Origin of the sequence: Corynebacterium pilbarense (assembly GCF_026930265.1) — a bacterium.
GTDB classification, from domain to species: domain Bacteria; phylum Actinomycetota; class Actinomycetes; order Mycobacteriales; family Mycobacteriaceae; genus Corynebacterium; species Corynebacterium pilbarense.
Genome location: NZ_JANRML010000024.1, coordinates 1 through 11,685 on the forward strand (window position 1 = coordinate 1; position 11,685 = coordinate 11,685).

General features: G+C 62.6%; 9 protein-coding genes and 2 pseudogenes. 6 read left to right on the top strand and 5 right to left on the bottom strand.

Going from position 1 to position 11,685, the window contains the following annotated elements; genetic code table 11:
- Positions 1-91: 91 nt before the first annotated feature.
- The 3 genes from NUW87_RS10920 (at position 92) to NUW87_RS10930 (ending at position 4,178) form a co-directional block, all read left to right on the top strand.
- Positions 92-2,323 carry a copper-translocating P-type ATPase gene (locus NUW87_RS10920; RefSeq protein WP_269028542.1) on the top strand — a complete coding sequence of 744 codons (2,232 nt, stop codon included), beginning with the start codon at positions 92-94 and terminating at the stop codon, positions 2,321-2,323.
- Between the two features lie 52 nt (positions 2,324-2,375).
- Positions 2,376-3,038 carry a DUF305 domain-containing protein gene (locus NUW87_RS10925; protein ID WP_063936941.1) on the top strand — a complete coding sequence of 221 codons (663 nt, stop codon included), beginning with the start codon at positions 2,376-2,378 and terminating at the stop codon, positions 3,036-3,038.
- A gap of 87 nt (positions 3,039-3,125) precedes the next feature.
- Positions 3,126-4,178 carry a type II glyceraldehyde-3-phosphate dehydrogenase gene (locus NUW87_RS10930; protein WP_269028544.1) on the top strand — a complete coding sequence of 351 codons (1,053 nt, stop codon included), beginning with the start codon at positions 3,126-3,128 and terminating at the stop codon, positions 4,176-4,178.
- Between the two features lie 111 nt (positions 4,179-4,289).
- Here NUW87_RS10930 and NUW87_RS10935 read toward each other — a convergent pair.
- A pseudogene (locus NUW87_RS10935) lies at positions 4,290-5,164 on the bottom strand (fructose bisphosphate aldolase).
- A gap of 251 nt (positions 5,165-5,415) precedes the next feature.
- Positions 5,416-6,141: a glycosyl hydrolase family 65 domain-containing protein gene (locus NUW87_RS10940; RefSeq protein WP_269028545.1), complete on the bottom strand. Its 726-nt coding sequence runs from the start codon at positions 6,139-6,141 to the stop codon at positions 5,416-5,418.
- A 143-nt stretch (positions 6,142-6,284) separates the two neighbouring features.
- Between NUW87_RS10940 and NUW87_RS10945 the strand changes: the two genes are divergently transcribed.
- The 3 genes and pseudogenes from NUW87_RS10945 to NUW87_RS10955 all read left to right on the top strand — a co-directional run.
- Entirely contained in the window at positions 6,285-6,620 is a 336-nt protein-coding gene (locus tag NUW87_RS10945; protein WP_269028547.1) for a cupin domain-containing protein, read from the top strand.
- A 271-nt stretch (positions 6,621-6,891) separates the two neighbouring features.
- Positions 6,892-7,215: a ferredoxin gene (fdxA, locus tag NUW87_RS10950; protein WP_269028550.1), complete on the top strand. Its 324-nt coding sequence runs from the start codon at positions 6,892-6,894 to the stop codon at positions 7,213-7,215.
- Positions 7,216-7,335: 120 nt separating this feature from the next.
- A pseudogene (locus tag NUW87_RS10955) lies at positions 7,336-7,545 on the top strand (aa3-type cytochrome oxidase subunit I); the annotation flags it as partial.
- Positions 7,546-8,162: 617 nt separating this feature from the next.
- Here the strand turns inward: NUW87_RS10955 and NUW87_RS10960 are convergent.
- The 3 genes from NUW87_RS10960 to NUW87_RS10970 all read right to left on the bottom strand — a co-directional run bounded on the left by NUW87_RS10960 (position 8,163) and on the right by NUW87_RS10970 (position 11,513).
- Positions 8,163-8,429 (bottom strand): metal-sensitive transcriptional regulator, encoded by a 267-nt coding sequence (locus NUW87_RS10960; protein ID WP_269028554.1) that lies wholly within the window; start codon positions 8,427-8,429, stop codon positions 8,163-8,165.
- 367 nt (positions 8,430-8,796) lie between these two features.
- Positions 8,797-11,133 carry a heavy metal translocating P-type ATPase gene (locus NUW87_RS10965; RefSeq protein ID WP_269028552.1) on the bottom strand — a complete coding sequence of 779 codons (2,337 nt, stop codon included), beginning with the start codon at positions 11,131-11,133 and terminating at the stop codon, positions 8,797-8,799.
- A gap of 170 nt (positions 11,134-11,303) precedes the next feature.
- The gene (locus tag NUW87_RS10970) at positions 11,304-11,513 is read right to left on the bottom strand and encodes a heavy-metal-associated domain-containing protein (RefSeq protein ID WP_034997583.1); all 210 of its coding nucleotides are present in this window, start codon (positions 11,511-11,513) and stop codon (positions 11,304-11,306) included.
- Between the last annotated feature and the right edge of the window lie 172 nt (positions 11,514-11,685).

Below are 11,685 nucleotides of genomic sequence, written 5' to 3' on the forward strand. Positions count from 1 at the left end.
CCGGGCCATCGAAGAGGCCGGCTACACCGTCTTATCCTGATCAGTTTTACCCATCATCTCGACCCCGACCGGGTTGAGCGGAAGGAACCTCATGAGCACTCCCCACCATTCCGGTGATCACCATGGTGATCACCCCGCTCCGGAAACAGACCACACCCACCACCCGGATCATGCCAGCCACGAACACCACGCAGATGCCGACACCCACGGCCAGGCGATGCCCCACGATCACCCGCACTCCGCCATGGACGAAGACCACCACGTTCATGGTCACGGCGAACACGCCGGACACAGCACCGCAATGTTTCGGGACCGCTTCTGGTGGTCGCTGATTCTGTCCATTCCCGTCGTTATTTTCAGCCCCATGGTCGCCCAGCTGCTCGGCTACCACCTCCCGGCATTCCCCGGATCCACCTGGATCCCCCCGGTGCTGGGCACGATCATCTTCGTCTACGGCGGAACGCCTTTCCTCAAGGGCGGATGGAACGAACTGAAATCCCGCCAACCCGGGATGATGCTCCTGATCGCCATGGCCATCACCGTGGCGTTTGTCGCCTCCTGGGTCACCACTCTGGGGCTGGGCGGTTTTGACCTGGACTTCTGGTGGGAGCTGGCCCTGCTGGTGACCATCATGCTGCTGGGCCACTGGCTGGAGATGCGTGCTCTCGGGGCCGCGTCCTCCGCGCTTGACGCGCTGGCTGCCCTGTTGCCGGATGAGGCCGAGAAGGTCATCGACGGGACCACCCGCACCGTGGCCATCTCCGAGCTGGTCGTCGACGACGTCGTGCTGGTGAGGGCCGGTGCCCGGGTGCCGGCCGACGGAACCATCCTCGACGGAGCCGCCGAATTCGATGAGGCGATGATCACCGGCGAATCCCGTCCCGTCTTCCGCGACACCGGTGACAAGGTGGTCGCCGGTACTGTGGCCACCGACAACACCGTCCGCATCCGGGTGGAGGCTACCGGCGGGGACACCGCCCTGGCCGGGATCCAACGCTTGGTTGCCGACGCCCAGGAGTCCTCCTCCCGGGCCCAGGCCCTGGCGGATCGGGCGGCGGCGTTGTTGTTCTGGTTCGCGCTGATCTCCGCTCTGATCACCGCGGTGGTGTGGACCATCCTCGGCAGCCCGGACGATGCCGTGGCGCGCACGGTCACGGTACTGGTCATCGCCTGCCCGCACGCCCTGGGCCTGGCGATTCCGCTGGTCATTGCGATCTCCACCGAGCGGGCCGCGAAATCCGGGGTGCTCATCAAGGACCGGATGGCGCTCGAACGGATGCGCACCATCGACGTGATGCTCTTCGACAAAACCGGCACCCTGACCGAGGGGGCGCACGCGGTCACCGGTGTCGCGGCAGCTGTCGGCGTCACCGAGGGCGAGCTGCTGGCCCTGGCCGCCGCCGCGGAGGCCGACAGCGAGCACCCCGTGGCCCGCGCCATCGTGGCGGCCGCGGCCGCCCATCCCGAGGCCTCCCGTCGGCAAATCCGTGCAACTGGTTTCAGCGCCGCCTCCGGCCGGGGGGTCCGGGCCACTGTCGATGGTGCTGAGATCCTCGTGGGCGGGCCGAACATGCTGCGCGAGCTCAACCTCACCGCCCCGGCCGAGCTCACCGACACCACCAGCGCCTGGACCGGACGTGGGGCCGGTGTGCTCCATATTGTCCGCGACGGTCAGATCATCGGTGCGGTGGCCGTCGAGGACAAGATTCGCCCCGAATCCCACGCCGCCGTGAAAGCCCTGCAAGACCGCGGGGTGAAGGTCGCGATGATCACCGGTGACGCGCAGCAGGTGGCCCAGGCGGTTGGCAAGGACCTGGGGATCGATGAGGTCTTCGCCGAGGTCCTGCCCCAAGACAAGGACACCAAGGTCACCCAGTTACAGGAGCGTGGCCTGAGCGTGGCCATGGTCGGCGACGGTGTCAACGACGCCCCCGCTCTGACCCGCGCGGAGGTCGGTATCGCCATCGGGGCCGGCACGGATGTGGCCATGGAATCCGCCGGAGTGGTCCTGGCCAGTGATGACCCGCGTGCAGTGCTGTCGATGATTGAGCTCTCGCAGGCCAGCTACCGCAAGATGATCCAAAACCTCATCTGGGCCTCTGGCTACAACATCCTCGCCGTGCCGCTGGCCGCCGGCGTGCTCGCCCCGATCGGGTTCGTGCTGTCCCCGGCCATGGGCGCGATCTTGATGTCTGCCTCGACCATCGTGGTGGCCCTGAACGCCCAGCTGCTACGCCGCATTGATTTGGATCCGGCCCACCTGGCTCCGACCGACGGGAAGGAGGAGAAGGCTGCTGTGAGCTCTGCAGCCCCCGTCCGCTGACTTTCAATCCTTCATCGACTCCCCCATACACAACCTCCGAAAGGGAACCCCCATGAAGCGCACCATCACCATCGCCGCTCTCGCCTTGACCTCCACCCTGGTTTTGTCCGCCTGCGCAGATAACACTGAGGGAGAAAACACCGACACCACGACCATCGCCACTACGTCCGCCCCCGACACCACCGAAACGACCGGGGCCACCACGGATCCTGAGACAGAGACGGGGGCGGCCGGAGAGGTCTCCGCCGAGCACAATGACGCGGACATCATGTTCTCGCAGATGATGATCCCGCATCACCAACAGGCCGTGGAGATGAGTGAAATCCTCCTGGCCAAGGACGATATCCCGGCCGAGGTCATCGAGTTCGCCCAGGGTGTTATCGATGCCCAGGGGCCGGAGATCGACCGGATGAATACCATGCTCGAGACCTGGGAAGAAGATCCGGTCACCGGTGATATGGGTGAGATGGACCATGGCGGGATGAGTGGAATGATGAGCGAGGAGGACATGACAGCCCTCGAGGACGCCAAGGGCACCGAGGCTGCCCGGCTCTACCTTGAGCAGATGACCGCCCACCATGAGGGCGCGGTCGATATGGCCCGCGAAGAGGTCACTGATGGCCAGAACCCGCAGGCCATCGCTCTGGCTGAGCAGGTCATTGAAGATCAGGAGGCCGAGATCGCCGAGATGGAGCAGATGCTCAACGAGCTCTGAACAAGGACATTCCCCGACCACCCCAGATGAGAAACACGACCATACGGCCATCGGGCCAAACGAGGATTTCCGGGAAGGACAATCAGCATGCCGAATAAAATCAAGGTTGCAGTAAACGGGTACGGTGTCATCGGTAAACGTGTAGCCGACGCGGTGAGAGCCCAGGAAGACATGGAACTCCTCGGGGTCAGCGACGTCACCACCGATTACCGGGTCGCCACCGCCATCACGCAGGGCATCCCGGTCTATGCCTCCACCGAAGAAGCCCACCAAGAGATGAGCGCTGCCGGATATCCCATCGCCGGGAAACTACCGGACCTGCTCGACAACGCGGATGTCGTGGTGGACTGCACCCCGTCCACCATCGGGGCCGGCAACCTCGACCTCTGTCGCACCCATGGAGTCAAGTCCGTGTTCCAGGGCGGGGAGAAGCACAGTCTCACCGGCCACTCCTTCGTTGCCCACGCCAACTACAGTTCCACGCTTGGACGCGACACCACCCGCGTGGTTTCCTGCAACACCACCGGCACTGTCCGCACCCTTATCGCACTCCAGGACGCTGGATTGCTGTCCAAAGCGCGGGGAGTGCTTGTCCGCCGGGCCACCGATCCGTGGGAATCCGACCACTCGGGGATCATGAACACCATAGTTCCCGAAGGTCGTATTCCCAGCCATCAAGGCCCAGACGCCCAGTCGGTGGTCCCCGACCTGGATGTGGTGACCATGGCGGCCAAGGGAGCGCACACCCACAACCACCTGCATTTCTGGACCATCGAGCTAACCCGCCCGGCAGACACAGAAGAGGTTCTCGAAGCGTTGAAGGCGATGCCGCGGATCGCTTTCGTGCGGCGCTCCGATGGAATCGTGGCGGTCAACAGCACCGTCGAATTGATGCGAGATCTAGGCCGGCCACGGGGCGATATGTATGAGGTCGCCATCTGGGAAGATATCCTGACCGTGCAGGGCAATGAGTTGTTCTGGACGTACACGGTCGACAACCAGGCCATCGTCATCCCCGAGAACATCGACGCAATCCGTGCCCTGGCTGGCACCGTGGAAGACGGTGATGAGTCCATCCAGCGCACCGACCGTGCCCTGGGGGTGCGCGCGGACTTTTTCTCACCTCTGTCCAACGGCTGATTCCAGCAGGAGACACCCACGGCGGTGCCCGACCCAGATCGCTCATGTCCGGGTCGGGCACCGCTGTATAAGCAGTTGATCAGGCGCACCGCGCCTTTTCGGAAGGCGTAGTCAGGTGCGTGAGGCTTCCGCGATAGTGCCGATTGTTTCATCCATGACAGCGTCGAATTCGCGGTCGTCCTGGGTGACGGTGAGCCCTTCGGTCAGGGCGCGGGAGAAACTGGCGACTATTCCGGGGTTGCGTGCCAGGCGAGCGTTAGCTTCCGCGCGAGTAGCCGCCTGATAGTGCCAGCACCCGCGGATGTTCCACGAGCTCGCGGTAGAAGTCATCAGTTTCGGGAAGCGTCAGTTTGAGGATGACCGCCTGGTCCTCCTTCAGCTGGTCGAGCTCTTTGCGCAGGGTCACCCGGAGCTGGTCTTCTACCTCGATCTTCCGGGGGCTGTGGATGTCGACCTCAGGCTCGACAATGGGTACCAACCCGAACCGGAGGATCTGCTGAGCGATCGCGAACTGCTGCGCAACGACAGCGTCCACCCCCCTCCCCGGGAAGCCTGATGAACGAGCGCATTTTGGTGCCGAACATGTGCTTGCTTACCGCACGCTCGAGCAGGTTGTCCAGATCAGGGAGGGGCTTCATGACCTGAGCCCCGTGGGTTTCTTCCGCCAGGCCCTTGTCAATCTTGAGGAACGGCACAATGTCTTTGACTTTCCACAGATAATCCCCTGTAGGCATTCCCCCGATGTCGCGGTCCATTGTGTCCTCGAACAAAATCGCCCCGAGGATCCGGTCACCGTCGAAACTGGGGCTGGTAATGATGCGCGTGCGCATCTTATGCACCAGACCAAACATCTCCTCCCCACTGGAGTAGGCGTCCTCGTTGATCCCATAAAGTTTCAGCGCTTTCGGGGTACTGCCCCCGCTTTGATCCAACGCCGCGATGAAGCCGGTACCGGCCCTGACCTTGTCGTATTTTCCTACGTCCATGAAACGTCCTTCCGCCTAGCGAGTTGTGACCATGTCGTGGAGCCCACTGTGCCCCGGTCCCAGGCAACTGTGCTCGTTGTCGTATCCCGGTACGGTTCCAGTCCAGTTAGGTAAATACCGAGGATCTGCGTCATGACGGTTCTTCCCCGGTGGTGCCCGGCCAGCGTGGGTCTTCGGCAGCTTTGCTCTCCGCCGAAGGGAACCGGTCATGCTCCTGGCTTCGGCCTGCTTGGCAGACATCATGGGTTTTCTCACCTGGTTAGGTCCGGGGTAGATTTGTTCTGCAGGCCGCGTCGTGCCTCGAATAGGTCCGTTGACTCCCCACCGGCGAGTTCCACATACGCTCCCGCGCTCCCCACGTAGATGGGTGGCGCAGTACTGGGGTGTAGTCGGATCAGGAGACTATCGATGCTCAGGGCAACATCGATCAGGTGCCCGCGGTACTGGATCTGGAATTCCACTTTTTCCAGGTGGGTACGCAGTCGGGGATCGAAGGTAAGGGCGTTGGCTTCGGTCTGAAGACCGGCAAAAGAGCGGGTTAGGATATCCACCGTGCCCGCCATCGCACCCAGATGAATTCCTGCGCGGGTGGTTCCCTCCTGGGTGTCATCCAGGTCCGCGACCACGGCTTCGCGGAAAAGGGCCCAGGCCCGGTCCTCGTTGAAGCGGGAGAGCACCGAGGAATGGACCACCCGGCTGAGTGTGGATCCTTCTGAGCTGCGGGACACGTAGTACTCTACGGTGCGTTTCAGGTCAGTTTCGGAGAAGGAATAACCGAGCCTGCCGAGTTGGTTGATGACACCGGTTGGTCCCAACAGATAGATGAGCATCAGTACGTCGGCCTGTTTGGCCAGTTTATACCGATTGGTGGTGTCGTTTTCGGCTTCCAGGATCAGGTCGAGCCGACCGATATTGCCGTACGATGTCAGTAACCGAAACCAAGCGCTGACCGCTATCCTGCGCATCGGCCCGCCCACGGAGGATCCCTACCACTGACACGTCAGAGTCCACTTTTTACGTACTGCGTTAACTTCTTGGGCCATCAGGGAAAGCGCATGAACAAAAACATGGTCTCCTCACTATTCGATGCTTCCCAGACCGGCTCCGAAAGGTTGTTTATATGCACAAAATATCGATCGAGGCCCTCGCCCGCAAGCAACTTAAAGAGGCCGTCATCGCCTCTAGTGCTCGTGCCGCCGATACCGTCTTCGGCGGACACGAAAAAGTTCTGCGGCAGACCGTCGTCGGGATACGTCAGGGTGCCGAGCTCGGAGAGCGCGACAATCACGATGAATCCACGATTTATGTCCTACAAGGGCGTGTCCAACTCAGGACGGGCGATGAGACCTGGATAGGTCGCAGCGGTGATCTGTTGATCGTGCCGCGATCTCGGCACAGCCTCGAGGCAATCGAGGACTCCGCTGTTTTGATCACCATTGCCAAACTGAAGCAATAAGAAAGATAGGGACTTCCCCTGGGGTGTTTGATCCCGCCGAGGGTCCGTTTTTCGCGGCGAGACCATGGACCGGCACCGTTCGATCACCGGCCTCCTGTCCCTGATGTTTGTACCAGCATGCGACGGTGACCAGCTGACCGGTTCCACTATCCTTACCGCTACTGGCGGCGGGGGTAATCGAAGATATGTGCCCATTGGTGAAGGATCGGGGAGCTAGTAGGATGACAGTGAACCTATTTTCCACGTCTTTATCCGTAGTATCGGAGATCCGATGACCTACACAATCGCCCAGCCCTGCGTTGATGTCCTGGATCGAGCCTGCGTCGAGGAATGTCCCGTGGACTGCATTTACGAGGGCAAACGGATGCTCTACATCCACCCCGACGAGTGCGTCGACTGCGGTGCCTGCGAGCCCGTTTGCCCGGTTGAGGCCATCTTCTACGAAGACGATGTCCCAGACAAGTGGGTGGGCTACATCGACGCTAACGCCGCCTTTTTCGACGACCTCGGTTCGCCAGGCGGTGCCGCCAGCCTGGGTCCGCAGGACTTCGACGTCCAGCTCGTCGCGGCGCTGCCGCCACAGAACCAGAACTAGGACCTGATAGGTGCTGTTGCAAACTCGCGTTTTCGACGAAAACGGCGGATCCGGTACCAGCGTTGTGCTGCACACTAACAAATAGTTAGTTATTTGGCATTCCTGTTTGCAACAGCACCCAACTCGCTGGAGTGGGCGACTAGTTGCCCGCCGCCGCGCCACAACTTCACCTCGCTACCGCGTATCTGCTCCGAGCGGCCTGCGTTCGAACTGCATTACCCGCACATGGTTGAACGCATGCGACGCGAGGGGCATGTCACCGCACACGACGAACGTGCCGACACCACGCAGACCGGCGCCCCGGAGGACGACCATACTGGCGTGAGGTAACGGGCGCTGAACGCACGAATGCAGAGACGGCCCCCACGGGGGCAGGGGAGGCGCGCCTTCTGTCGGCGCAGTCTCGGAGGTCTGTGAGTGTCACTCCACTGGCTTCCTGAGCAGCGGCGCCGGCGGGGCCGATGGTGTTTCGTCGTCGGCTGCTGGGAGGGCGTCGCCGCGGTGATGTGCTTGTACGAGTGGTGGATCTTCCACAACACCCACAGGGTTCATTAACCCCGCTATCGTCGGACAAACTCCGGACTTGCGTGCACACAGAGGGCTAGAGATACATCTAACCGCAGCGGTGCTGTTGTCCCTGATCCCGAAAGCCCTGAAGTGCGCGCAGATCGTGGTTAGGATAGCGCTCGAGGTCATTGACCGTCGGCCGCCTTCAGGGCTGCGGCTCTCCCCCCCAACTTTGCAACAGCACCGGTTGATGTTGCAGGTGGGGATGTGGTCAAGGTTGTTCAGTGGCGCGATCTTTTCGACCAGCAGCAACAGTGGCCATCAACCCGATCATGTCGCCGCCAGCAGCAGGACTCCGAAGCCTCCAGACGGCAACAGGGGCGGTCAGAGTGGCCTGGCCGCCGTTCTCGACGGGGGTGTGGTGGTCGGGTCCCGACCTGTCATCGGGCGAAACGGGCGATAGCGTCGGTGACTTCCTGGAACTTGGCGTCGGCCTCCTCTCCTCCTAACTTGGTGGCGTCACGGACGCAGTGTTTCATGTGGTCATCGAGTAGTCCCAGGGCAACGCTGCGTAGGGCAGCATTGACCGCGGAGATCTGGGTAAGGATGTCGATGCAGTACTGTTCCTCGTCGACCATGCTGTGCAGGCCCCGGGCCTGTCCCTCGATGCGCTTGAGGCGGGCGAGATAGCGATCCTTGTCGTTGATGTAGCCATGGGTGGTGTGACAGGTGTCGGCCCCACCCGAAGAGGAAACGGTCTGATCAGGGGTGCGAGTATCCACAATGGTCTCCTTGCTGAAAAAAAGGGGGCAGGTATGTCCTGAGTCAGTTGCGGGTCGATCAGGATGGAAAGCCCGAGGGTATGGAATGAGGCGTGAGAACCTCATGGTTCCCACGCCCTGTGTCGTTATTCGGATAAGTAGTCGGCAAATTGTCAGCCCGGAGGGGCCTGCCGGGTGGGGCCGGGGGAGAGGTCAGGAGCAGGTACTTGGGGACGGAGATTTGAGTGTTATTGGAGGGACTCAGCCGCAGGAGGAGGACACGGGGTTCCTTATCGCTAGCAAAGGATGCGGATTAGGCGGTGACCGGCTGCCGCACGGAGGGGCGAGCGGGCTGCGGTGAGGAACTTGTGTTGTCGTGGGAGGACTTGAATCTACGCAGCGTGAGGGAGTTGGAGACCACGAACACCGAGGAGAAGCCCATCGCAATGCCCGCCAACCCCGGGTTGAGGAAACCGATCGCGGCGACCGGGATCAGCACGACGTTGTAGGCGAACGCCCAGAACAGGTTGCCCTTGATGGTGCCCAGCGTGCGACGTGACAGACGGATGGCATCGCCCGCGGAGCGCAGGTCGTTGTTCATTAAGGTGATATCGGAGGCCTCGATGGCGACATCCGTGCCCGCCCCCATGGCCAGACCCAGATCGGCCTGGGCCAGGGCGGCCGCGTCATTGACGCCGTCGCCGACCATGGCGACCTTCTTGCCCTCATGTTGTAGCTTCTCGATGACCGCGACCTTGTCCTGCGGCATGACCTCGGCACTCACGTTGGCCGCATCGATGCCCACCTCTTGGGCGACGGCGGCCGCGGCCTTCGCGTTATCGCCGGTGAGCAGGTACGGCCTCAACCCCAGCCTGCGGAACTGGGCGACCGCTTCCGCTGAGGAGTCTTTGATGACATCGCGCACCACGACCACACCGGCGGGCTGGTCATCGACGTAGACAGCCACCGGGGTCGCGCCCTGCGACTGTGCGTGGTCGAAGGCGGTGGTGAGGTCACGGGGCAGCTGGCCGGCGGGACGGCCGACGGTGACGACGTGACCCTTGACGGTGGCCGTGACGCCCCGGCCGGCGGTGCTGTCGAAGTCGGTGGCCTCCTGGATGTTCCCGGAGCGCTCGGCCTCGGTGACAATCGCCTTGGCGATGGGGTGCTCGGAGCCTGCTTCGACGGCCGCCGACAAGGCGAGGACCTCGTTGTTGGTGTAGCCGTCGGCGGCGTGGACGCCGGTGACCGACATGACCCCGGAGGTGACGGTGCCGGTCTTGTCCATGACGATGGTGTCGACCTGGCGGGTGGATTCAAGGACCTCCGGGCCCCTGATCAACAAGCCCAGCTGTGCGCCCCGGGAGGTGCCCACCAGCAGGGCGGTCGGGGTGGCCAGTCCCAGGGCGCATGGGCAAGCGATGATCAGCACCGCGACTGCGGCGGAAAAGGCCCAGTTCGCCCCGCTGCCGGCGGCGAGGTGGACGATCAGGGTGATGATGGAGACGACAATGACCGTCGGGACGAAGACCGAGGAAATCTTATCCACCAGGCGCTGGACCGGGGCTTTTCTCGCCTGTGCGTCAGTGACCAGCTTGGCCATCTGGGACAGCGTGGTCTCCGAACCTGTGCGGGTGACTTCGACCAGCAGTCGACCGGAGGTGTTGATCGTCGCGCCCGTGACCGGGGTGCCGGGGGCGGCCTCGACGGGAACGGACTCGCCGGTCAGCATCGACTCGTCGATGGCCGAGGTGCCCTCGATGACACGACCGTCGGTGGCGATCTTCTCACCCGGGCGGACGACGAAGACGTCACCGACTGTCAGCTGGGAGACCGGGACGCGGACTTCCTCACCGTCGCGGATCACCGCGGCGTCTTTCGCACCCATGTCCAGCAGGGACTTCAGCGCCGCGGAGGACTGGCCCTTGGCGCGGACCTCAAACCACCGGCCGAGCAACAGGAAGGTGATGACTACGGCGATGGTTTCGAGGTAGATGTGGTCCATGCCGTCATCGCGGGGCAGCAGGCTCATCTCCATGACCATGCCGGGGTGCCCGGCGTTGCCGAAAAACAAGGCCCACAGCGACCACAGATACGCAGCGGTAGTGCCCAGAGACACGAGTGTGTCCATCGTGGTCGAGCCGTGACGCAGGTTGGTTAAGGTCGCCCGGTGGAACGGGGCGCCACCGTAGAAGTAGATCAGGGTGGACATGACGAGCAGGGCCCACTGCCAATTCATGAACTGCAGGGACGGGATCATCGAGATCGCGACCACCGGAACGGAGAGGATCGTCGACCCGATCAGACGCGACTTCAGGTCTGTGGCTTCGGCCTCGCGGGCCTGTTCGTGGCGGTCACCGACCACCTCGGTGTCCTCCTCCGGGCCGCTGTCCACGGCGGAGGCATGTTGATCCCCCATGGTGAACGCGTCGTACCCGGCACCCCGCACGGTTTCGATCAGCCGATCGGCGTCGACTTTGGTGGGGTCGTAACTGACGGAGGCGGATTCGGTGGCGAAGTTGACGGTGGCCTCCACGCCATCGAGCTTGTTGAGCTTGCGCTCCACCCGCCCTGAGCACGACGTACAGGTCATGCCGGTGACGCCCAGATCGACCTGGAGTAGGTCAACCGACGGTTGAGTTTGAATCATCAGTGATCAGTCCTTCAGCAAACAGTGGTGAGGTGCATCTCCGAGGTCCCAAAAGGCCCGCCCACAGATGCACCGTCGGGGATATCGAACCGGCATGGCTGGGCCTGATGGGCATATCCAGCAGGGTTGGCCCGGCCGTGTCTACGTGAGGCGGGGACCGGGCCCAGGGATTAGGGCTTGACGGTGTAGCCGGCTGTCGTGACAGCGGCGACAACATCGTCGTCGGTGAAGTTTTCACCCGTGACGGTCACCTGCCCGGTATCCACGGTGGCCTCCACCATGGTCACACCGGCGACCTCGCCGATCTCCTCCTCCACGGAGGACTTGCAGTGTCCACAGGTCATGCCTTCGATGATGTACTTCTTTGTTACGGCGCTCATCAGATGATCCTTTCCTTGATGTCCTGAGGGGCAGAAGTAGAGATGCCCCAACAACCTTCAACCTATACCCATGGGGGGTATCAGTCAAGGAGGTGCCCGGACCCGGTCGCGGAGCGGTGTTTGCCCTCCGCCTCCCACTGTCCCCTCCCGACAGCGAGGAGGCTGCTCGGTG